Origin of the sequence: Corynebacterium ulcerans, from assembly GCF_000767685.1 — a bacterium.
GTDB classification, from domain to species: Bacteria; Actinomycetota; Actinomycetes; order Mycobacteriales; family Mycobacteriaceae; genus Corynebacterium; species Corynebacterium ulcerans.
Window position 1 is genome coordinate 1,389,043 of sequence record NZ_CP009622.1, and the last position, 22,210, is coordinate 1,411,252.

Below are 22,210 nucleotides of genomic sequence, written 5' to 3' on the forward strand. Positions count from 1 at the left end.
GACTCATGCGAGCATGACTGCAGATGTATCACACCAATGCTTACCGACGCTCAGCTCCCATCCTACAACTAGTTGTTAGGATTCAAAGAGCTCAGCTCCCCAGTAGTGTTTTTTGCTTCCACTATCTTCAGAGGTTCCCGGCAAAATAGCGTACACCGCTGATCCAATATGGGTGATCCATTCGTTCAGTCGATCCGAATCATTGAGGCGTTTCTGAATAGGGATAAATTGTTTCCTAGGGTCTTTTTGGAAGCAGCAAAATACCAATCCCACATTCGACAGCTGCCCCGAACCTGGAATAGGCGCCTCATCATAGGAATAAGCTCGGCGCTGAATCTTCTGATCCGGGCTGTCAGAAGGCGGCGTGGCTAACGCCATATGTGACCGAGCATCGATCTTAGGCAGTCCGTACTCATCCACGGCATGAAAATCCGGCGCATCAAACTCAGAACCACCGCTTAGCGGAGCACCGTCTTTTAGGTCTCGACCAATGACTATCTCACGGGATTCGCGATCAAGAATCTCCCAGGTATCAAGATTCATGGCAATACGACGAACAATCATGCACGATCCCCCCTGAAGCCAAGCCGGGGAATCATCTGCTTTATCAATCCACACTTGAGCGTCAAACTCTTGGTCATTGTGTGGGTTAACAGTTCCGTCTTTCTGACCAAACAGGTTACGAGGCGTCTCGCCTTTTTCATTAGCACCGTTGGCGTTCAGGAATCCTTTTTGTACCCACAGAGTTTCCGTATAGTCCGTGCCAGAGCGAATCATGTGGCGAGTAGCAAAAGCTATGGTCACCGGATCGTCGCACGCAATCTGGATCACAATGTCAGACTCACCCCAGCGTGGATCCAACTTGTCTTTGGAAAACGCAGGGAGGGGTTGAAGCCACGCGGGACGCTGGTCTTCTTTCCCGATGATGCTAAAAAATCGCTTTCCTACCCCGCATGTAATGGTCAAACGCGCAGGTTTGGTCACCATTTCCGGCTCAAGGCTACCCAGAGGGTTCTCTCCTTGAGTCAAACGACGAGCATCCTCCGTCCACAACTTGAGCAAACGCTGTACGCCAACTTTGTTCACGCCTGCGCGTATGTTCAGAGCAATAACGGTGAGGTGAGCTTGCGCAGAGGTAGCAATTCCGGACTGATGCGCTCCGTCAAAAGGCTCGCGTGCCGCAGCTACTGAAGCAGCGCTGACCGACGCATCCTTTGCTGTTGCGTGTTGTTCCGCATTAGTACATCCCGCCAATGCAGCCCCACCGACAACCGTCGCTCCGGTCGCCGACCCTAAAAGAAAGCTACGACGAGATATTCCTTTTACCGGCGGCGATTTTTCTGACTGTAGTTGGGAATCAGAATGGGATTGAGCGGCTGTCATCATGTGCTCCGGGGTCAGTTAATGGGGTATCAACAAGGCTGATGGCCTTACTCGACTTAAAGTAAGACCATAGTTTTTAAAAGCCGCGTAATACATTACGCGGCGACTATCTTTAGTGCTTGTGCATCATTCCTGTGGAACCGGTCTCCTTATGCAAAGAGCCATCTTCAGCGTAGCTCTCATCTCCGGCGGCAACGGTACGAACAGGAACTTCCTTAACGGCTACAGTTGATCCGTCGGAAAGCTGCAGAGTTACATCTACGGAGTCTCCCGCTGCGACAGGCTTATCCAGACCCATGAGCATCATGTGATCTTTACCGGGTTCCATTGTCAGAGTCTGGCCTGCAGGAATCACAAAGCCACCATCTTTTTCTTTCATCACACCGTCAACAACCTCATGAAGCTGGTTCATCTTAGCGTTCATAGAAGAAGAGAAGCCGGTAACCGTGATCTCTTTATCAGTGTGGTTCTTAATCTGACCAAAAATGGCGGTCATGTCCTTGCCTTCGCTCATGGCGCGCACGTAGGGGTCGACAAGCTCAACGCCCTTAGCGGACATTTCATCAGAAGCTTTAGCTCCTGCAGAAGCCGCCGCAGAGGTAGCAGTATCTACCTTCTTGGCGGAATCTTTTTCGGAGCTAGAGCACGCAGTCAGCGCAAGCGATGTAACAGCGAGAGCACATATTCCGACCTTGATACGAGAACTAACGATAGACATATAATTAATTACCTTTCTGTTTACGAGACCTAAGTGCCACAATAGTCCCACTGCCTATGCCCGCAACCGCGAGCAATCCAATAACAGGCCATAGCCATCCGGGAAACCCCGCGGGCTGGGTCACGTCACTCGAATCCGAGCTTGTCGACGCCCCCTCGGCGCGTTCGCCGGCCACAGTAAAGGTGGTCTTGCCGCGGGTGGCGTGCCCATCCGACGACGTAATCTGAAAGCCCAAAATATAATCGCCCGGTCCCGGCGCTATGTCCGACGGCACCTCAACGCTCACGTTTCGCCCCTCAATATGAGGGTCCGCAGTAAAAAGCACCTTGGAGTTTGATGCATCACTTACTGCAACTGTATTAAACCCAGGCTTCGGCTCGCCAGAAAAGACCAGTGAAAGCGACCTTGGAAAAGAGTCAACAGTTGAGCCGTTGACAGGGTTGGAATCGATAACCACATCGTGGGCATACGCAGTAGACCCTGCGCTTATAGAAAGCGCACAGGTTGCAGTCAACGCGGCAACACAAGCGGCCACCCTACCCAAAATGGGAGTATCGCGACCACACACGCTGTCCCCAGCACCACTCACTTAGATTCTCCCATTCGTCGAAGCTGCTTACAGCTCCCACTCTTCCATATTGGATTGCTCTACGTTCCTATGTAACAAGATATGAGCTGTCTATATCTATCTATAGTGACATTCAATACATAAGGATGCGAGCACAATTAAGAGTCGGTTCTTTGGATATAGAAGTTCCCCTGGAGGGTTAATTTTCTTTAAACATACCCCCGGGAAAGTTCGACAAGGTGAACTCTTCACAATGAGAATCTAACCCGCGTTGACTCCAATACCGCGCCCGATCGTACGGCTAGAGCATAAGACCAACAATGTGCAACGTAGTGGATCATTACCCCCATCGAATATCAAATTCGCAAAAGCCGCATAATCGTTTCCCCTGTGCAATAACCTAAAAAACTAGGAGTAACCTTCGGTTTTTGCAACGATAAGCAAAGACTGTGTTTAGCAGACACACAACACGGTATGGAAAGCACACTATTGCTCTCTTAGAGATGGAAGACCCCTCATCTTCCCGCTTCCCTATTCTCCTCCCCCTCAAACCGCTAAGAAATACCCCTCAAACCGCTAAGAAATACCACTCAAAGGGCAAAAATATGAAAGTAGTAGCCTCACTCATAGCGATCGCCTTGGGCATGTTCATCATACTTTTAGGCATATTTGGCGCGATTGCTGAAAGCAACTTCCGCTTCTTTGTCGCATTCCTATTGATCAGCTTGATGCCACTCTTACCGGGCGTATGGACGTTACTTCACCAACGACGAGAAAAGAAAGGTGCGGAACCCCTCAAACGCCATTGGGGAAAGGTAACGCTTGCGTCCTTTATCGCTTTCATACTCGGTTCTGCACTTATACCCACAACAGAAGCCCCTTCTGAAAAGACTGCACCAACAACCAGTACAGCCTCTACGTCTTCCAGAGTGTCCCCTACCTCTTCCGTGACATCAAGCACCACATCAAAAACTACGCCCACATCCACGAGTGAGTGGACCAGCACAGCAAGAAGCACTTCCAAGAAACCGTCAGCAACACCTAAGCTTCCATCATCTACAGAACCAGTACCACAGCAGTTCATGGCCCCTCCGCCTCCTACAGCCCCAATGCCTACCCCAACACCAACGCCGGTCCCCGCCCAGGCCCCACAACAGTTCGTAGCCCCTCCACCAGCTCCGGCGCCAGCACAAGACGTGTATTTCAGCAGCTGCAAAGAAGCCCGCGCCGCAGGATACTCGCATATGCGTCGTGGAGAACCCGGCTATAGATCAGGGCTTGACGGGGATAATGACGGCATTGCTTGCGATAAGAAAAAGTAGCGTCAGACAACAGGGATAAACTGAGATACCCCACACCTTTGATGGTGTGGGGTATCTCAGTTTGGTGGTCCTAGCTGGGATCGAACCAGCGACCTTTCCGGTGTGAACGGAACGCTCTTCCACTGAGCCATAGGACCTTATAATTTAAGCCGCACTCAATGTGCAACAGAACTAGAATTTAGCACCATCTACATTTCTATTCAAAACCCAATGCAGAAGCATCTTTTAACCCCGCTGTTCTAATATCCGCCTAGAGATTCGCCCCCTATACCCAGTGCCATCCCCAGACATTCTCCAACCAATTATCACCAAACCCCGCGATTCTTTGAGTGCGCTCAAGGACGCACTCAAACTAGTGCCACCGTCAAGGAGATGCCCCAACAAAGATCCCCTCACTGCTCACCGCAGCAAGCATAAAATTCGGTGGTTCCCTTAGTTTCACTGGGGATTTGTACTAAACCGACGATTCAGGCTAAAGTTTCATCTCGCAACAACAGTTGTAATGCGGATGTAGCGCAGTTGGTAGCGCATCACCTTGCCAAGGTGAGGGTCGCGAGTTCGAGTCTCGTCATCCGCTCCACGTTCACATTATTTGAACGCCCGCGCGTTTAGCTCAGCGGGAGAGCGCTTCCCTGACACGGAAGAGGTCACTGGTTCAATCCCAGTATCGCGCACCAAAGCCTTGTTTCAGGCTTTTCAAACAGTAGAAACATGCGGATGTAGCGCAGTTGGTAGCGCATCACCTTGCCAAGGTGAGGGTCGCGAGTTCGAGTCTCGTCATCCGCTCAGGTACATTAGTATCTACGGCGGTAACGCCACGGTGGAATGGCCGAGTGGTGAGGCAACGGTCTGCAAAACCGTGCACACGGGTTCGATTCCCGTTTCCACCTCGTATTAAGCGCGTTTAGCTCAGCGGGAGAGCGCTTCCCTGACACGGAAGAGGTCACTGGTTCAATCCCAGTATCGCGCACCAAAGCCTTGTTTCAGGCTTTTCAAACAGTAGAAACATGCGGATGTAGCGCAGTTGGTAGCGCATCACCTTGCCAAGGTGAGGGTCGCGAGTTCGAGTCTCGTCATCCGCTCAGCACAAGGCGGCACCTCTTAAGAGGTGCCGCCTTTTATGGTCTAATCGTTTTATGTCCACTACTCAGCAGCAGGCACAACAGTTACTAGGAGAGATCCAGCCAGCCCAACACCCGGAACTAAGAGCTGTCACCTTAGCCACTCTTAATGGATCCGCGACCATCAACGGTGTATCCGGTTTTTCCTCCACACCTCTGGATGCAGAGATGATCGCGGCTGTGCGGGCATGGTCAGATCTCGTGCTGGTTACTTCCGCGACCATCAAGGCCGAATCTTATGGCCCTGTTTCGCTTTCACCAGAAGTGCAGCTAGAGCGAAAAGCCAGAGGTCAGACTCCCCTTCCCACTCTTGGCATAGTCAGCCGTTCCCTCGATTTTCCCAGCGATTCGGTTGTCTTTGAGCCAAGTGCGCGAGGTTCTTTACTTGTGATTACTGAGAACGTCGATAAGCAGGACGCCCAGCGGGTGCAGCGATACCGTCAACTCACTGACTCGGGGATCGTCGTTCTTATGGTTTCCGATTTAGAGACTCCCCCAGGCCTCCACTCCGCGCTGACAACTCTGCGCCAAAACGGGTTTTCCCGCATCAGTTGCGAGGGCGGACCGTCCTTGTATCGGAAACTTCTTCAGGCCCAGCTCATTGACATCATTCACCTGACCATTGCACCCGTCATTGCGTTACCCGTCGAAACACCCAGTTTTGCCACCGACTCATCGACCGACACTTCTCTGTATCACTTTGATGTAGAAGAAACGCTGACTGCCACCGATGGGTCAGTTTTTCTCAGGCTCAAAGCCAATCGCGGTAACAAACCCTAACAGCAGATTTTTCGAGGTACTAACCAGTTTCGATCCCCCACCCCACGGGTTTTTCCACTACGGTAATCAAGGTGACCGAGAATCAAATTACCCGTAGCACCCGTTTTTCTTTCCCTCAATGGTTGCGTCGGCAGGCGGAGATATCCCGCTCGTTCTCCTACTCCCAACCGGCGCCAGCTCGAACGCCATGGGATAGCGCGGGAAAAAAGGCTTTATACCCGCTAGCTATTGGCTTGGTCATATACAGTGTTGCGGTTTTAGGTGTTAACGGCAGCATCACCGATGATTTCTCTACCGTTTATAATGCTTTACGACGTTTCCTCGACGGAGTTCCTGTCTATAACGAGACATACTATTTCGTTGACCCACATTATCTCTATAACCCCGGGGCCACTGTTCTCCTGTCGCCGATAGCCCTAGGCACTCATTTTGCGTTTCAGCGCCTGGTGTTCATCATCGCAAACGCAGCTGCCATCATCGCGGCGCTGGCGCTTCTCACTCGGATTTTTGGATACTCGCTCAAAAGCGCGATCTTTCCGCTCGTGATCGCACTCGCCTTTCTCACAGAAGCTGTAAGAAACACCCTCATCTTTTCCAATATCAACGGAGTCTTGCTTCTAGCTTTTGTCGCTTTTCTCCGATTGACTCTTGATAATCGGCGGTGGTGGGCCGGAATTATTATTGGTCTGGCGATTGTGGTCAAACCTGTTTTCTTGCCAGTCCTTTTTATCCCGCTAGTTTTGCTGCACTGGCAGACCCTGTGTGCTGCGCTGGGAATTCCGATAGCCGCCAATATTGTCGGTTGGTTCCTAGTGCCAGGCGCTTCCGACTATCTCAGCCGCACAGCCCCTTATCTTAAAGAGGTTCGAGACTACGCCAATAGTTCCTTGCGTGGTATGGCAGTGTACTTTGGTGCGCCGACGTGGGTGAGCGCTTTCTTTTTCCTGCTCTTTGCCGGGCTCGTTATTGCGGGTCTTCTCTTTCTCCTTCAATGGCGGTCAAAGGAACCTTTACTGTGGATTATTTCCACAGCATCGCTTCTCCTCCTCGCCGGCTTTTTCTTATCCTCGCTGGGGCAGATGTACTATTCCATGACGCTTTTCCCCCTACTGTTTACCGTTCTTCTCTCCCGCTCCCCTATGCATACGTGGACGGCATGGATCGGCGCACTCCTTGTCCTTGCTCCATTTGATTGGACTTCATCGTATTGGCCGGTAGTAGGCCCCTGGATTACTACGTTCCAGGCCACTTTTGGCTGGGGACTACTCATCATCGCTATCAGCGTCAGCGCCATGGCATGGCGACAGGCGGATGTTAACAACACTGCTGCGCTGAAGCCGTCGACCGCTTAAATCTCGAAGAAGTCTCAAAAAGCACTCTGCCCTATCTTCCCTTTTTATTCAGCACTTATCCTGCGTTTTCGCGTCGGAAGCTACCATAATCCTGCTGTATTACTGTTAAATTCCTGAATCGGCTCATAAAGGGAAATATCAGGAAAGCCCGCGCGTTGATAGATACATAAGATCCATTGGCGCTTGGTTTTCAAGCCCGTCGACTAACAAGGAGTGCTTATTATGACTAACTTCAAGCTGATTTCCGACGATCAGTGGCGGCAACGACTCAGCGCTGAAGAATACCGGGTTCTGCGACAGGCCGGAACTGAAGCTCCTCACGTTGGCAAATACACAAATACAAAGACCGAAGGCGTTTATTCCTGCCGGGCATGCGGAACTGAGCTATTCAGATCCACGGAGAAATTTGATTCCCATTGTGGCTGGCCCTCATTTTTCTCCCCTCTAGCAGGGGACAAAATTATCGAGCGCTCCGACACCTCGCTAGGAATGGTACGCACCGAGGTCCTATGTGCCACCTGTAACTCACATCTAGGTCATGTTTTCGCAGGGGAAGGCTATTCCACCCCCACAGACCTACGTTATTGCATTAACTCAATCTGCCTTGAGTTAGAAGAGAAGCCCATCGACTAAATAAAACCACTACTCCCCTCGTCTATAAGCCCACACAAGGGCTGAGACGAGGGGAGTTTTTCTTAAACCAGAAACGTTATGGCAGTACAGAAATCACATCGCCGATAGTCGTTACTCGCTTACCGGTGAAGAAAGGCACCTCTTCACGTACGTGAAGTCGCGCCTTGGTATAGCGCATTTGGTGCATCAGATCAACGATGCGGTCCAAGCTCGGTGCTTCAAAGGCCAGCATCCACTCATAATCACCCAAGGCGAAAGCAGGGACAGTGTTAGCACGGACATCTGGGTATTCGCGGGCTGCTTGACCGTGTTCGACCAAGATGGCGCGACGCTCTTGCGGATCCATAAGGTACCAGTCATAAGAACGCACGAAAGGATAAACAGTGATCCATTGACCGGGCTCTTCCCCCATAATGAAGGAAGGAAGGTGCGAACGGTTAAATTCTGCAGGGCGATGGAGTGAGTTACCAAGCCAGAAGACTTCAGTGGTTTGTCCTAGCACGGTGTCTCGGCGGAACCTACAGTATGCATCCTGAATCTGTTCAAATTCCTCTGCAATCCACCAGATCATAAAGTCAGCTTCAGCCCGGCACCCCGACAAGTCATAAATTCCGCGGACGGAAACTACACCTTCGCGTTCCAGCTCAGCGAAAAAGTCCTGTGCCTGAGCGATGATATCGCTTCTGTCTGTTCCCAAAGCTCCTGGTATCGCTTTAAACGTCGCAAATTGCGAATACCTTTGCAAACTATTCAATTCGTCGAAGTTAATCTTCTTTGCCACTGCGTAGCCTTTCTGCCTGCACCTAGTTGCCGTCTATAACATGTTCGTAGTAATCAGACAGGAATCCTGGAGAAAGCGATTCTGGGAATCTGACCCATCCACCAAAACTCCCGCCTTGTTATCAATCTTAAGTTTTATTCCAGCTCACGGTCAAAGAATCCTGTGCCGCGCGCAGGCCACACCTCTTCCCTACCCCATCTCACGTCGACTTATTTCCTATACACAGTTCAAGCACTACGTACTTCCGGCGCGCCTCCAACCAAACGTACACAGCAAAAGTTACGTTCTCCTTTGTGACTGATTCTCAAGCACCGTCGACGCCCAATATCTCGGACGCCACGGACTCAACCCCACTGGAGTTTTCCCAGGCGGTCGAATCTATGCATCAGGCTATGCTGCGCCCTGAGATCACTTTGGGGACAATCCGCCCCCCGCAGCGTCTTGCTCCGTTTAGCCACGCAATCGGCCTAGAGGTATCTGACCCATCGCAGGGCTCGCGTATCCCTGACCATAGCGAAGGCGACGCTTTTGGCCGACTCATCCTTCTTCATGATCCTCATTCCGAGGACTCCTGGGAAGGAACCATGCGCCTCGTTGCTTATATCCAAGCAGATATGGATGCTTCTGTAGCCAACGATCCCTTGCTCCCAGAGGTTGCGTGGGAATGGCTCACTGAAGGACTAGCAGATGCAGGTTTTAGCAACTTAGGCGGAACAGTGACATCTACGTCTTCAGTTCGCTTTGGAGATATCGGCGGACCACCAAGGGCGTATCAAGTTGAGATGCGGGCATCATGGACTGCAGAATCCTATGATCTCGCACCGCATGTCCTCGCTTTTTCAAAGGTACTTGCCAACGTCGCAGGTCTGCCCCCTGAGGGTATTTCAGCAATAGGCCGCTAATACGTACATTATGCCCGAGCTTCTCGACGAACCCAGGGAGGGCCTTCCTCCACTGTGCACTACGGTAGAAGAAATAGCTGATGCAGCACGTCTTCTCGAATCTGGAACTGGACCGTTTGCTGTAGATACAGAACGCGCCTCAGGATTCCGTTATGACGATCGTGCTTTTCTTCTACAAATCCGTAGAAGGCAAGCCGGCACGGTGCTTATCGACCCTTCAATCCATCCCGAGGCGGTCACTCAGCACATCGGGAGGGCGCTCAACTTCCATACCTGGGTTATTCACGCGGCTCCTAGTGATCTACCGTGTCTGCACGAATTGGGGCTGCGTCCTTCTAATATTTTTGATACCGAACTTGCCGGAAGGCTCATCGGCATGCCGCGCGTCAACCTTGCCGCGATGACCGAAGAAATCGTCGGCTTCACATTGCTCAAAGGACATGGCGCAGAGGATTGGTCCACGCGTCCCCTTCCTACAGACTGGCTAAACTATGCAGCTCTAGACGTAGAAACTCTCTTGGATCTTGCTGATGCCATGGCGGAGCTACTCGATTCTCAAGGCAAACTCGACTGGGCTGAGCAAGAGTTTGCACACCTTGTCCATATGGAATATGACACTCCGCGCTCACCTAAACAGTGGATAGATCTTAAAGGAATTGGTTCCATCAAAGATCCCGAGCAACTTGTCGTGGCCCGAGAAGTCTGGAATGCACGAGAGAAAGAAGCCTACGAAGTGGACAAGGCAGTGTCTCGTATACTGCCTGATAAAGCAGTCATCGGTTTAGCACTTTCTATGCCGCAGAGCGTACGTGCAGTAGAACGATCACCCGGTTATCCTTCCCGGTTACGGAAGGCATCTCGTAGATGGTTGAGCGTTGTCACGGCTGCCCGCAAGCTTCCCTCTAGTCAATGGCCACAAAGAAATCCTCGTCCACCGCGCCCTTATCCCCCCAAATCTTTGTGGGGACGCGACTATCCTGAGGTCCTGGCGGCTTGGGAGGACGTACAGCGCTCGTTAAGCTCTCTGTCTCTCCATCTGGAGATTCCCGTCGAGAATATTCTTCAGCCCTCGGCCCTCCGAGAAATTGTCTGGCTGTGCTGCACTACACACTCGATCGTCTCCCATGACGATCTTGTGCAGGCTTTACGCGATCACCAGGTGCGCGAGTGGCAAATCCAGATTGTCCTCGACCCGCTGCGTCGCAAGCTCCTATAAAAGCTTTTCGACGCAGCCTATCCGCTATTCCGCTTCTGCCTCACTAGGGCCAAAGAGATCTTCCGCCCAACCACAAATAGTAGTGGTCACACTGTGAGAATCGAGTCCCACCATCTTAAGCAGTTCGCTTCTCGACGCATGCTCGGGGAACACTTCCGGGAAGGCTAAGTTCCGAACCGGAACATCAATTTCTGCAGCGTTAAGGGCCTCATTGATCATCGAGCCAATACCGCCATGGATAATGCCGTCTTCGATGGTAACCACGAGGTCATGATCTGCTGCCATAGCAATAAGCGACGGCGCAACAGGTGAAACCCATCGTGGATCAACCACTGTTACGTTTAGTCCTTCTTCGATCAGGGTCGAACACGCTTCCATCGCGGTCTTCGCCATAATGCCCACCGCAATGATCAAGATGCTAGGCGAATCACTATCAGCACCTTCAGTGTCCGCATAAGCCAGTACCTCCGCGCCGTCGTCAAGCCTCATTAACGCTGGGATCTCCTCAGGAAGATTTCCTTTGGGGAACCTGACCACAGTGGGACCATCGATAGATACGGCTTCGCGGAAGAGCTCTTTAAGCTGCGATCCATCTCGCGGCGCCGCAACGCGCATCCCCGGAATCACTGACGTTATAGCAAAATCCCATACGCCATTGTGGCTTGCGCCATCAGAACCAGTTACGCCTGCTCTGTCCAGCACGATGGTGACGGGCAGTTCAAGGAGGCTGACGTCCATAACCATCTGGTCAAACGCCCGGTTGAGGAACGTAGAATACACCGCGATAACGGGGTGTAGACCACCCAAGGCTAGGCCCGCTGCAGAGGTCATCGCATGTTGTTCAGCGATCCCTACGTCAAAAAATCTCTCCGGATAGGCTTCCCCAAAGGCCGATAAACCAGTCGGGCCTGCCATCGCAGCGGTAATGGCCACGATGTCCTGGCGTTCCTTGCCGACCTCCACAAGTTCCTTGCTAAACACAGACGTCCAGCCGGGGCTTTTTGTTCCTACGGGTTCACCTGTCTTGGGGTTAATAACACCCGTGGAATGCATGAGTTCCGCAACATCGTTTTCCGCGGGGGCATAGCCTTTGCCCTTTTCGGTGACCACATGAACGATCAGCGGGCCTTTATGATCACGTCCATAGCGGAGCGCAGTTTCTACGGCCTTGATGTTATGCCCGTTAACCGGACCAATGTACTTCATCCCCAGCTCAGGGAACATTTCTGTAGGAATAACGCTAGATTTAACGCCTTCTTTGAATGCATGAAGCGCTTCAAAAGTTCGCTCCCCCACCCAACCAAGGGCCTTCAGCGTGCTCTTCCCTTGTTCCATCATCTTGTCGTAGAACGGCTGCATCCGAAGGCCCGCTAGGTTATCGGCAAAACCGCCGATCGTAGGAGAATAGCTGCGACCGTTGTCGTTGACCACGATCACAACATTGCGGTCCTTGCCCATCGCGATGTTGTTGAGAGCCTCCCAACACATCCCGCCGGTCAAAGCGCCATCGCCAACAATCGCAACGACGTTGCGATGGGTTTCTCCTTGAATCTCAAACGCCTTGGACAAACCATCGGCGTATGACAATGCTGCTGAAGCATGTGAAGATTCGGTCCAGTCGTGAGGGCTTTCTGCACGGTCTGTATAGCCCGACAAGCCGCCCTTTTGCCTTAGCGAGTCAAACAGCCCCCCGCGTCCCGTCAGGATCTTATGAACATAGGACTGATGTGACGTATCAAAAATAATGGGATCCGAAGGAGAAGAAAAGACACGATGCAGAGCAATCGTCAGCTCAACTACTCCGAGATTTGGCCCCAGGTGGCCTCCGGTAGCAGATACTTTTTCAACAAGAAATTCTCTAATCTCTGCAGCAAGCACATCAAGCTCATCAAAAGAGAGCCTTTTCACGTCGGCCGGAGACGAGACGGTGTGAAGAATACCCATGGAGGAAAGGCGCACCCTTTCATTGATCGCGGACGACGGGCTTAGCTGTTAGCACTCTCCGCTAAGGATAATGGAGAGCTCTACGGTCTGAGGAGACATGCGATTGGGGGCGCATGCAGCTACAAGCCTGAAGTGACAAAAATTCTTAAACGCATTCTACTCCGTCATGCACTCCGACTAACAAAGCCCACCGCTTTTCGCATGTCGTCGCAAACGTATTAATTAAAGTTTGCGGCCCTTATCGCGCACCAATAACCCAAGGGTCTCAAAATGATGAGTACCCGGAAAAGCATCCACAAGCTGGAGACGAATCAACGCGTATCCGTTTTCCTGCCAGTACGACATGTCGCGAGCAAAAGTAGCAGGATCACAACCAATATGAACCACAACCTCGGGGGAGGCTAGTGCAACATCATCAATTACTGCTCGCCCAGCCCCCACCCGCGGCGGATCGAGTACCACTGCGGCAGGCTTTGGCAGCCTGGAAACAGCCCGCTCCACCAGCGAGGAGTGGAAGACCACCCGTTTGGCGTCGTGGATGCTTCTTAGAGCATGTTTTCCAGCTTTTGCAGCTTCTGGCGATAGCTCCACAGAGTGGACAACGCTGCTATCTCCCAGCGCATCCAGCATCGCAGGTACAAAAGCTCCTGCCCCACCATAGAGGTCCCATCCGATGGGTTTGCCGTTAACAGCATCCTTGAGGTTAAGCTCCTGCAGCGTAGTTTTCATCCAGCGTTGGATAGTAGAAGCATAATGCTGGGCCGAAGCCTTATGTGCCTGCCAAAAAGCTGTTGCTGGAATAGTAAATTGTGCGTTGTCAATGACCTGAGTAACGTTGCCGTCGCCTTCCAATACTTTTTGAATCGACTCAGCACGTTGCCCTCGCGATGGCTTTCGTGTTTCCACGACCGAGCGTTTACCCTCATCGTCCAGGACGACCACAATCTGAGAACCTGGCGTGAACGTAAAGTTCACTGCCGCTCCTTCAGATTCGACGATCCCGTCCAACAAGCCTGGAACAGCTTGTGAACAACGATGATGCGCCACTATATCGTGAGAATTACGACGGCGAAAACCAGCGTTTCCCAGAGCATCGATGCCCAGGCGCATCCGAGTGCGCCAGCCCACCGGTTCCCCGATAGTCTGCACATCAATAGCAGGGACATTGGCGATTTTGCCTAAACGCTGAAGCTGGTCTTTCAAAATACGCGCTTTGAACTGGGCTTCTTCTTCAGGCCTAATATCCCCTAGATCACAGCATCCGGCACCATGCGACGCTGCCAGACATCTATTGGTTGTTCTAAGATCGGATGCTTGCAGCACTGCGTTCAGTTCCGCACGCGCAAATTTTTTCTTCACCTGCGTAATCGTGGCCTCGACTACATCCCCGGGATAGGCATTAGGAACAAAAACCACCCGCCCCTCTGACAAGGCTATACCTTCGCCCCCATGCGCTGACCGTTCGATGGTCAACTCGACTTGTGTTCCCTTATGCATGATTGTGTTCGATCCCTCGGGACTATCCGATGCCGTCTCAGTCATTTATTTATGTCCTTCTTGAGGATCGACAGGGTTAGCTTCCCGATCCGTAGTTTCTTCTACAGGCATATTTTGCTCTGTGGTCATCGCACGTGCGGCTTTCTTAACCATCCACACAGTAAGTAGCGTGACTAATCCGGTAAGCGGCCATCCCATGAGAATACGGGCAAGCGCCAGCGCATTAGTTGCGTCTGCGTCATAAAGATTACGCTGAACTACAAAGCGCGTTGCAAATACTAAGGCCCATCCGAACGTAGCTACAGCATAAGCACGACGTGCCGTTACGTTTGATCTCCACGCCATGCCTTCGCCGTTGATCCCTTTCCAGATGATTCCGACCATAGGCCATCGCACGATCAACGAGACTATGAACACAAGAGACATCAAGCCTGACATCCAGATGCCATAAAGGAAATAGCCTTTGGCATCTCCAGTCCACCATGCGATTGCCGCGCAAATTCCTACTCCGATAAACCCTGAGATCGCAGGCTGAAGATTTTCTTTCCGCATCAGGCGCCACACTGTGACTGCTATCGCTATTGCAATCGCGGCCAAGAGGCCAATATTAAGACCCCATGTATTGTTGATTGGAACAAAAACCAGGATAGGTAAGGTCGAGGAGACTAAGCCTCCAAGACCACCCATCTGGTCCAAAAACGTACCAGTATCTTTGGTTTTTCCTTCAGGTTCTGTAACAGAAGAGTCCACTTAATTCCTTTATTACTATCAGTGGGTTATTCAGAAGGGGCAGCTGGAGGCTGAGAATTATTTGGATCGTTTTCCATCGCGGCTCGTCGCGCCATCTCTTCCTGTACTTGCTCCGCAAGCGGTTGCGGAAGAGCCACTGGCAGTGAGCTTCCAGCCAAAATAGGAGCATCTCCGCGATTCACAAAAGTACGGGCGATAACTTCACGACCCAGCTCAGCCATCTGCTCGGCAGATTCCGCCGGCGCGGCAAGAGTCATCCGCAGCATCCAACGAGGTCCATCTACGCCGATGATGCGGATTATGCCGTTTCCTCCGTCTGCGGATCCAACGATTTCACGACCCCAAGGACCATGTTCGATGTGCACGAGGAGTCCGTCTTCACGCATTCCCGCCGCAATTTCTTTGGTCGACTCACGCCATTGTCCTGCGGAAGAAGGTGCAGCAAAAGCAACCGGAGTGATGCGTCCATGTTCTGTAAGAATGTGAAGCATCTTCGGTCCTTCTGGCCCCATTTCCACTTGCACCTCAGAAGGGCGTGGGAGCGGGACAAGTAAGGAACCTAGATTGAGTGTTCCATCGGAGAAATCAGAAAAATCAAACTCTTCTATGTCTACGTGCCCGGCGTCAAAGGGGCCTCTATGCCCATTGATCGCATCATGAATAGGATCTGTGTCTTCAGATCCATCCGATACCAAGCTGTCATCTAAAGAATCACCCTCTGGATCTGCTTTTACCAGAGATGGATCATTTTCTGCCGGATATCCGGGGTCTTCTTGTCGGTCCGTATCTGGGTTGTCAGCGGACTCATTTTTATTTTTGCCAAAAGGCCAGATAGACATATTCTTCCTTCGCACTTGCACTGCTTTGCAATTCATTGTGGTTAATCAAGGGCTGGTAGTACAAGACAACACAATTAGCTGTAGCCACAGATTACGTTGCCTATAAACTAGTTAACCCCTGTAGAGCCGTAGCCGCTAGATCCCCGCACTGTGTCATCTAGCTCCTCGACCTCTATAAAATCAACCAACTCAACTTTTTGAATCACAAGCTGAGCAATACGCTGACCACGCTCAATAGAGATAGGTGTCTGAGGATCAAGGTTAATCAGGCACACCTTGATTTCTCCACGATAATCTGCATCGATTGTACCGGGAGCATTGACAATACTGAGTCCTTCTTTTAGAGCACGTCCTGATCGTGGGTGGATAAGTCCCACAGTCCCCAGAGGCAAAGCTAACGCCACGCCGGTGCCTACGAGTGCCCGATGTCCAGGCTGAATCTGGATGTTCTCGGTGGCATACAGGTCCACTCCTGCGTCTCCGCGATGTGCACGCTGAGGTAGCGGAAGATCTTTATCTAGCCGTTTAATCGACACAGGTCCTATTTGGTGGTCACTGTAGGCATCCACGATGCAGCTCCTTGCTCTGTTGTTCATCTGACCTAAGTCTTTCTGTGCCGATGCGGCACAAACACCGCATAAGAATGCCACACCAACGTACAAATTCTCACATTTATGAGGCCATCTTCTTGAATAAGCTTTGCGACCCCACCGCAATAGCGTCGTAAAGCTCAAAACCACTGTGAAGTCATCTCAGTGCTCAGCAGTTGTAGTCGCCTTGCACTGCAGTAGACTGTGCTGCGTGACTGATGGGGAACGTAATCAAGTAAAAGTCTTGTACAGCGAACGACAATGGGTTCCATGGTACTGGTGGCTTTTTGCCGCAGCCTTCGTCGCCCTCATCGCGACACAGGCTGGGATAAACCGATCTGGTATCTGGTTCTATGGCACCGCTGTGCTTCTAGCAGCAGTATCGACGTGGGTCCTCCTTTCTTGGTCTGGGACAAAAATTACTGTCGAGGAGGACTCTGAGGGAACCCGTTGGCTTGTTGTCGGCGAAGCCAACCTGCCTTCTACCGTAGTTTCGCGTTCGTTGGCTGTCCCCTCTTCTGCCAAACGCAACGCGATGGGACGCCAGTTTGATCCTGCCGCTTTTATGGTCTCTCATGGCTGGGTACCTGAGATGGTGATGCTCGTGTTAGACGACGAGGACGACCCCACCCCCTACTGGCTGATTTCTTCTAAGAACCCAGAACAATTGCTTCAGAGTTTTGTGCCTCATCAAACCGTCAACACGTGAGGCTAATCCACTGAGAACACGCATAAGGTCAGAGGTTGCTAAAAATGTAGCAGCCTCTGACCTTATATTTTGTGCGCTAACGCGCAGCATCCACGTTGGCAGTTACGGCCGATGAATGCATCGCACTTATGCCCTCATGACGACTTAGTTACGCACAATCTTTGCAGATAATACTGCCGTCATCTTCGACGTGATCGATACGATTATTGCGTTGAACCAAATAGCAAACAGAACAGGTGAACTCGTCGGAACGGCGAGGAATTACGGTAACGCTAAGTTCTTCTCCCGAAAGATCCACTGTGGGAAGCTCAAAAGGTTCGACGATCTCACCGTCATCATCAATATTGCTTTTAGTCGACTCTGCGGCTTTCAGTCCCTCTAGGGAGTCAGTCTCGATCTCGTCTTCTTCTCGACGTCGGGGTGCGTCGTAGTCAGTCGCCATGTGTCTCGCTTCCTGAAGTAAATTGCAGAACAGTCATCGCGTCAGCGGCGTTGTATGCCTGCCTCTGCCCGAACTACTGTGTGGCATCTATCGACGCGCATATTAAGGCACAAATCTCAGATTGTCACTTCAGTTCCAACAACCTCCCTAACGGGGGTAACTTCAAAGAAGTGAACCTATTAATTCATGCTCTTTAATTTCGCACGTTATGGGAGGTAATAAGGTTTTCTAGCTCTATCGAAATGCTAGGTGAGGACGCCCACACAATTTCCCCCGACGTTCCCGGCGTAGAAAGAGGCGGGATTCGGACACTCGCACCAGCTTCAGATGCAATCAACGCCCCTGCAGCGTAATCCCATGAGTTAAGGCCGCGCTCAAAATAAGCATCAATCTTCCCCTCAGCCACAGAACACAAGTCTAAAGCGGCACTTCCCATCCTGCGAATGTCACGCACTTGAGGCAGCACGCTCACAAGCAATTCCGCTTGTTCTTCCCTCCGCTTCGCCGCATAGGAAAACCCGGTAGCTACCAGCGCCGTGGCCAAATCCTGAACATACCTCACCCTGATGACCGACCAGTCTCCACCTTCATCGGCAGCAATTGCACCTGCTCCTACTGCAGCGGCATACATCCGACCGGTGGCCACGTTCACTACTGCGCCAGCAACGACCTGACCATCTATGGCCGCCGCGATCGATACCGCATAGTGAGGAATCCCATAGAGAAAATTAACCGTGCCATCAATCGGGTCAATGATCCACGTCACTCCACTGACGGATACCAGCTCGCTGCCTTCCTCACCAATAATGCCGTCGCTCGGACGTCTACGAGCAATTTCTTCGGCGATAATTCTCTCTGCCTCCGTGTCCACTACAGTCACCGGATCCACTGGGGAAGACTTAGTCTGCACAAAGTCGGAAATGTCTCCCAACTGGGCAACCTGTCCCCTAATGGCCGCAGCAGCACAATCAGCAATCGCAATAGCATCGCCTGCAAGTTGGACCGCATTACTTGGCTCTGCATCGTGCTCTGCAGTTAAAAGAGCTATTGCTTGTCCTGCTCGAGCACACTCAAAACCCTCTCGCGACAAATGTGCATCTATGTTGTGATCATTGCTGTTTGACATGCTGCTCAACCGTCCTTAAATCACGGAAGTGACATCTTTTACAAAACTATTTACGCACGATCCATTCTTCCTTCTTTTCCTAGATTGTGCAGCCCAAAAGCCTCCATGGGTTTTTGAGGTTCCTTGCTACGTTTTTTGCGTTATTTACATCGCGTAGAGACGTAAATCTGCTGCAATTGCACTCACAGGGGCTTGCCATTCAGTAAGCTCAAATCCATGACACGAATTGGCTTTGGCATTGATGTTGGTGGATCTGGGATTAAAGGCGCCCGTGTTGATCTGGATACCGGTGAATTTGTCGGAGACAGGATTAAAATCTTAACGCCCAAACCTGCCACCCCCGAAGCGGTCGCCCAAACGATTTGCCGCATTGTTACAGAAGCTGAATGGGAAGGCCCAGTCGGAATAACGCTTCCCTCTGTAATCCGGAATCAGGTGGCCCTTTCCGCCGCCAACATTGACAAATCATGGATCAACGTTGATGTTCAGAAACTATTTACAAAAACCCTAGGCGGACGTAACGTCGCAGTGCTTAACGACGCCGATGCGGCAGGCATCGCCGAGGTAACTTTCGGGGAAGAACAAGCTCGCCGCGGTTCCGCCATTTTGCTCACTTTAGGAACTGGAATCGGTTCCGCTTTCTTTATCAACGGCGTCCTATTCCCCAATACCGAACTAGGACACATGCTCGTAGAAGGAAAAGAAGCCGAGCATCTCGCTTCATCCGCAGCGAAAGATCGTGAAGAGCTAAGCTATTCCAAATGGGCCAAGCGTGTTTCTAAAGTCCTCAGCGAATATGAACGACTCTTCTGGCCAGATGTCTTTATCGTAGGCGGAGGAATCTCACGCAAAGCCGATAAATGGATCCCTAAGCTCACTATCGATACACCTGTCGTACCTGCAAAGCTACGCAATACTGCAGGAATCGTAGGAGCGGCAATGGCAGCTGACCAAAATATCCGCCCCTAGAGCATCGTAAAAACCGCCAAACTTCGTGGGGTCGCTACCGCTAAAACTTCCATAATTTTGCAAGTAACGACCCCTCAAACCCCGCAATCTCCTTAAATGTTTTATAATGGCGCTTTGTCCAAGTCGTAATTAGTAAAATGCCTAGGAACTTCCACGTTCGACCTCCAGTTCTCCCTGTGTCCTTCCGCTTGTTGAACTTTATATAAAGTGCACAGGTTAAGCAGGGAATAATAATGAGGCTTTTGACGTTAAAGCTTCCATCGGGTTAAGCCCCTTAGGCGAGTAAGAAACAGCTCTGTTCTTCACGTCCTACCTGGCATCAACCTTTTTACGAGGAAACTCACTCATCCAATCGAAAGGGCGTACGTGGCAGCCACTGATAATTCAGAATCTTCCGCAACGGCACGCACTAGCGGCACCGGTCTTTCTGGAACTCCTGCCGGTGAAGCAGCCGCTCCTGCCGCAAAGAAGACGGCAAAGAAAGTTGCAGCGAAGAAGACGGCACGCAAGGTCGCTCGGAAGGCCGCTCCGCGCAAAGCCGAGCCGGTATCCACCACAGTGGGCCTCGTCGGCGGTATTGAAGCTGAATCCCCCACCGCGTCATCCATCGAATCGGATTCTGTCGAGTTGAAGGATTCTGCTCCCGTGAAAAAAGCGGCTAAAAAAACCGCTAAAAAGACGGCTAAGAAAGCAGCCAAAAAGGTAGCTAAAAAAACTGCCAAAAAGGCCGCTAAAAAAGCTCCTAAGCGCGCAGTCAAAGTCGAAGAACCAGTAGAGGTTTCACCTGAACTGGAATCTACTGATGAAGACGAGCTTGAGACCGATGACAACGATGATTATGATCCTCTCGACGCTGCAGAGGATGATCTTCACGATGAAGAAGACGATCTTGTATCGGTTCTCGGCAATGACGATGAGGAAGAAGCTTCTGAAGAGGCTGAGGACGAAGAAGACGATGAAGGTTCCTCAGTTTGGGACGAAGACGAGTCTGCTGCCCTACGCCAAGCCCGCAAAGATGCGGAACTCACGGCTTCTGCAGACTCGGTGCGCGCTTATCTGAAGCAGATCGGTAAGGTCGCTCTTCTTAACGCAGAGCAAGAAGTCTCTCTGGCTAAGCGCATTGAAGCTGGCCTCTATGCCACCTACCGCATGGAGCAAATGGAAGAGGCCTTTAACAATGGAGACAGGGAAGCAAAACTTACTCCTGCAGTTAAGCGCGACCTTCGTGCAATTGCCCGCGATGGCCGTAAGGCTAAGAACCACCTGCTAGAGGCCAACCTCCGTCTGGTAGTTTCATTAGCTAAGCGCTATACCGGTCGAGGCATGGCCTTCCTAGACTTGATTCAAGAAGGCAACCTTGGTCTTATCCGCGCAGTTGAAAAATTCGACTACACCAAGGGTTACAAGTTCTCCACGTACGCTACATGGTGGATTCGACAGGCCATTACCCGCGCTATGGCGGATCAAGCACGAACCATTCGTATCCCTGTCCACATGGTGGAAGTTATTAATAAGCTGGGCAGAATCCAACGCGAGTTGTTGCAGGATTTGGGACGCGAGCCTACTCCGCAAGAGCTAGCTAAGGAAATGGATATCACCGAGGAAAAGGTTCTCGAGATCCAGCAATATGCGCGCGAACCAATTTCTCTTGACCAGACCATCGGCGATGAAGGCGACAGCCAGCTTGGTGACTTCATCGAAGACTCTGAAGCAGTTATCGCTGTCGATGCAGTTTCCTTTACATTGCTCCAAGATCAGCTACAGGATGTTCTCCATACGCTCTCAGAGCGTGAAGCTGGTGTAGTTAAACTCCGCTTTGGCCTCACTGATGGTATGCCACGAACGCTTGATGAAATCGGACAGGTTTATGGAGTTACTCGTGAGCGCATCCGCCAGATCGAGTCCAAGACTATGTCTAAGCTACGGCACCCATCACGTTCGCAGGTTCTCCGCGACTATCTTGATTAATTAGCTATAGCTGTAGATAAGCGTGGTGGCCTTCCCCGACTTTGGGGAAGGCCACCACGCTTATCTTTTTTAGTTATTAAACTTTTTATTGAGCTCGGCTTCAACGCACTGCTGTTGTTCTTCTTGTGGAAGGTTAACACAGTTGCCAGCTGTATCTAGGACGAAAGCTCCCAAAAGCAAAGCGCTAACCAGTGATCCAACGATAATAAGGATACTAAGAACCAGGGAGATAATAGACATGCCTTTACGGGTCTTAGATCCTAAAGGCATCTTGCGCCCCTTCACCAGCGCAATAATCGCCAAAACGAGGGCAACGAGCGCGGGAATAAACGCAAAGATAAGACCCACGATGCTGAGTACAGCCAACACAGAGATAATGGCAAAGCCCAGCGCCCAATAAGCAATGGTGTTGTTCGCCGGAGTTACTGCGCCATATTCTGGGTTTCCGTAATGCATTCCGTTGAAGGAATCCTGGCCATAGTCCCCTTCTGTATTTCCTATTCCAGGATATGCAGGCATCGAGTTAGGTTGCTGCGGCAATCCGTCACCAAAACCATTCTCGTTATTACCATAGGGGTTCTTCGGGGTGGTCATAATGTC

22 protein-coding genes and 7 tRNA genes are annotated in these 22,210 nt (G+C 51.3%); 15 read left to right on the forward strand and 14 right to left on the reverse strand.

Annotated elements, in window-relative coordinates:
• Positions 1 to 75: 75 nt before the first annotated feature.
• The 4 genes from CULFRC11_RS06280 to CULFRC11_RS06295 form a co-directional block, all read right to left on the reverse strand.
• Positions 76 to 1,383 carry a Dyp-type peroxidase gene (locus CULFRC11_RS06280; RefSeq protein WP_023635815.1) on the reverse strand — a complete coding sequence of 436 codons (1,308 nt, stop codon included), beginning with the start codon at positions 1,381 to 1,383 and terminating at the stop codon, positions 76 to 78.
• Positions 1,384 to 1,495: 112 nt separating this feature from the next.
• A complete protein-coding gene (locus CULFRC11_RS06285) occupies positions 1,496 to 2,101 on the reverse strand; it encodes a copper chaperone PCu(A)C (protein ID WP_038620606.1) in 606 nt (201 codons plus the stop codon).
• A 4-nt stretch (positions 2,102 to 2,105) separates the two neighbouring features.
• Complete coding sequence (locus tag CULFRC11_RS06290; protein ID WP_023635817.1) at positions 2,106 to 2,690, reverse strand: copper resistance CopC family protein; 585 nt, start codon at positions 2,688 to 2,690, stop codon at positions 2,106 to 2,108.
• A 739-nt stretch (positions 2,691 to 3,429) separates the two neighbouring features.
• The gene (locus CULFRC11_RS06295) at positions 3,430 to 3,753 is read right to left on the reverse strand and encodes a hypothetical protein (protein ID WP_023635819.1); all 324 of its coding nucleotides are present in this window, start codon (positions 3,751 to 3,753) and stop codon (positions 3,430 to 3,432) included.
• Here CULFRC11_RS06295 and CULFRC11_RS11040 point away from each other — a divergent pair.
• Positions 3,752 to 3,991, forward strand: coding sequence for an excalibur calcium-binding domain-containing protein (locus CULFRC11_RS11040; RefSeq protein ID WP_080669066.1), 240 nt, complete (start codon positions 3,752 to 3,754; stop codon positions 3,989 to 3,991). The genes CULFRC11_RS06295 and CULFRC11_RS11040 overlap by 2 nt on opposite strands.
• A gap of 62 nt (positions 3,992 to 4,053) precedes the next feature.
• Here the strand turns inward: CULFRC11_RS11040 and CULFRC11_RS06300 are convergent.
• Positions 4,054 to 4,128, reverse strand: a tRNA-Val gene (locus CULFRC11_RS06300).
• 367 nt (positions 4,129 to 4,495) lie between these two features.
• On the opposite strand from CULFRC11_RS06300, the gene CULFRC11_RS06305 reads away from it, so the two are divergent.
• From CULFRC11_RS06305 to msrB, 9 genes are all read left to right on the forward strand, one after another.
• Positions 4,496 to 4,571 (forward strand) — tRNA-Gly (locus CULFRC11_RS06305).
• A 22-nt stretch (positions 4,572 to 4,593) separates the two neighbouring features.
• A tRNA-Val gene (locus CULFRC11_RS06310) sits at positions 4,594 to 4,668 on the forward strand.
• A 36-nt stretch (positions 4,669 to 4,704) separates the two neighbouring features.
• A tRNA-Gly gene (locus CULFRC11_RS06315) sits at positions 4,705 to 4,777 on the forward strand.
• 33 nt (positions 4,778 to 4,810) lie between these two features.
• A tRNA-Cys gene (locus CULFRC11_RS06320) sits at positions 4,811 to 4,881 on the forward strand.
• An 8-nt stretch (positions 4,882 to 4,889) separates the two neighbouring features.
• Positions 4,890 to 4,964: transfer RNA gene (locus CULFRC11_RS06325), tRNA-Val, on the forward strand.
• Positions 4,965 to 5,000: 36 nt separating this feature from the next.
• Positions 5,001 to 5,073: transfer RNA gene (locus CULFRC11_RS06330), tRNA-Gly, on the forward strand.
• A gap of 54 nt (positions 5,074 to 5,127) precedes the next feature.
• Positions 5,128 to 5,892 carry a pyrimidine reductase family protein gene (locus CULFRC11_RS06335; protein ID WP_023635821.1) on the forward strand — a complete coding sequence of 255 codons (765 nt, stop codon included), beginning with the start codon at positions 5,128 to 5,130 and terminating at the stop codon, positions 5,890 to 5,892.
• Positions 5,893 to 5,963: 71 nt separating this feature from the next.
• A complete protein-coding gene (locus CULFRC11_RS06340; protein ID WP_023635822.1) occupies positions 5,964 to 7,244 on the forward strand; it encodes a glycosyltransferase family 87 protein in 1,281 nt (426 codons plus the stop codon).
• Positions 7,245 to 7,466: 222 nt separating this feature from the next.
• Positions 7,467 to 7,877: a peptide-methionine (R)-S-oxide reductase MsrB gene (gene msrB, locus CULFRC11_RS06345; RefSeq protein WP_023635823.1), complete on the forward strand. Its 411-nt coding sequence runs from the start codon at positions 7,467 to 7,469 to the stop codon at positions 7,875 to 7,877.
• Positions 7,878 to 7,953: 76 nt separating this feature from the next.
• Here the strand turns inward: msrB and hemQ are convergent, their stop codons facing one another.
• The gene (gene hemQ / locus CULFRC11_RS06350) at positions 7,954 to 8,658 is read right to left on the reverse strand and encodes a hydrogen peroxide-dependent heme synthase (RefSeq protein ID WP_013911667.1); all 705 of its coding nucleotides are present in this window, start codon (positions 8,656 to 8,658) and stop codon (positions 7,954 to 7,956) included.
• Between the two features lie 293 nt (positions 8,659 to 8,951).
• Here hemQ and CULFRC11_RS06355 point away from each other — a divergent pair, with 293 nt between their 5' ends.
• Positions 8,952 to 9,560 carry a DUF3000 domain-containing protein gene (locus tag CULFRC11_RS06355; RefSeq protein ID WP_031270363.1) on the forward strand — a complete coding sequence of 203 codons (609 nt, stop codon included), beginning with the start codon at positions 8,952 to 8,954 and terminating at the stop codon, positions 9,558 to 9,560.
• 10 nt (positions 9,561 to 9,570) lie between these two features.
• Positions 9,571 to 10,776: an HRDC domain-containing protein gene (locus tag CULFRC11_RS06360; protein ID WP_023635824.1), complete on the forward strand. Its 1,206-nt coding sequence runs from the start codon at positions 9,571 to 9,573 to the stop codon at positions 10,774 to 10,776.
• A 24-nt stretch (positions 10,777 to 10,800) separates the two neighbouring features.
• On the opposite strand, the gene dxs is transcribed toward CULFRC11_RS06360, so the two are convergent.
• The 5 genes from dxs to dut form a co-directional block, all read right to left on the reverse strand.
• Positions 10,801 to 12,720 (reverse strand): 1-deoxy-D-xylulose-5-phosphate synthase, encoded by a 1,920-nt coding sequence (dxs, locus tag CULFRC11_RS06365; RefSeq protein WP_023635825.1) that lies wholly within the window; start codon positions 12,718 to 12,720, stop codon positions 10,801 to 10,803.
• 222 nt (positions 12,721 to 12,942) lie between these two features.
• On the reverse strand, positions 12,943 to 14,262 hold the full coding sequence (locus CULFRC11_RS06370; protein ID WP_023635826.1) for a class I SAM-dependent RNA methyltransferase: 1,320 nt from the start codon (positions 14,260 to 14,262) through the stop codon (positions 12,943 to 12,945).
• Complete coding sequence (locus CULFRC11_RS06375; protein ID WP_023635827.1) at positions 14,263 to 14,967, reverse strand: DUF3159 domain-containing protein; 705 nt, start codon at positions 14,965 to 14,967, stop codon at positions 14,263 to 14,265.
• Between the two features lie 26 nt (positions 14,968 to 14,993).
• Complete coding sequence (locus CULFRC11_RS06380; protein WP_023635828.1) at positions 14,994 to 15,806, reverse strand: DUF3710 domain-containing protein; 813 nt, start codon at positions 15,804 to 15,806, stop codon at positions 14,994 to 14,996.
• 107 nt (positions 15,807 to 15,913) lie between these two features.
• Complete coding sequence (gene dut, locus CULFRC11_RS06385; RefSeq protein WP_023635829.1) at positions 15,914 to 16,375, reverse strand: dUTP diphosphatase; 462 nt, start codon at positions 16,373 to 16,375, stop codon at positions 15,914 to 15,916.
• Positions 16,376 to 16,607: 232 nt separating this feature from the next.
• Between dut and CULFRC11_RS06390 the strand changes: the two genes are divergently transcribed.
• Positions 16,608 to 17,105 carry a DUF3093 domain-containing protein gene (locus CULFRC11_RS06390; RefSeq protein WP_031270365.1) on the forward strand — a complete coding sequence of 166 codons (498 nt, stop codon included), beginning with the start codon at positions 16,608 to 16,610 and terminating at the stop codon, positions 17,103 to 17,105.
• Between the two features lie 148 nt (positions 17,106 to 17,253).
• Here the strand turns inward: CULFRC11_RS06390 and CULFRC11_RS06395 are convergent, their stop codons facing one another.
• On the reverse strand, positions 17,254 to 17,547 hold the full coding sequence (locus tag CULFRC11_RS06395) for a DUF4193 domain-containing protein (protein WP_013911676.1): 294 nt from the start codon (positions 17,545 to 17,547) through the stop codon (positions 17,254 to 17,256).
• A gap of 193 nt (positions 17,548 to 17,740) precedes the next feature.
• Complete coding sequence (locus CULFRC11_RS06400; RefSeq protein ID WP_023635831.1) at positions 17,741 to 18,673, reverse strand: inositol monophosphatase family protein; 933 nt, start codon at positions 18,671 to 18,673, stop codon at positions 17,741 to 17,743.
• Positions 18,674 to 18,889: 216 nt separating this feature from the next.
• Here CULFRC11_RS06400 and ppgK point away from each other — a divergent pair, with 216 nt between their 5' ends.
• Positions 18,890 to 19,642, forward strand: a complete 753-nt coding sequence (gene ppgK, locus CULFRC11_RS06405) for a polyphosphate--glucose phosphotransferase (protein WP_031270367.1) — start codon at positions 18,890 to 18,892, stop codon at positions 19,640 to 19,642.
• Between the two features lie 366 nt (positions 19,643 to 20,008).
• A complete protein-coding gene (locus CULFRC11_RS06410; RefSeq protein WP_038620610.1) occupies positions 20,009 to 21,610 on the forward strand; it encodes an RNA polymerase sigma factor in 1,602 nt (533 codons plus the stop codon).
• Between the two features lie 69 nt (positions 21,611 to 21,679).
• Here the strand turns inward: CULFRC11_RS06410 and CULFRC11_RS06415 are convergent, their stop codons facing one another.
• A complete protein-coding gene (locus tag CULFRC11_RS06415) occupies positions 21,680 to 22,204 on the reverse strand; it encodes a DUF4190 domain-containing protein (protein ID WP_013911680.1) in 525 nt (174 codons plus the stop codon).
• Between the last annotated feature and the right edge of the window lie 6 nt (positions 22,205 to 22,210).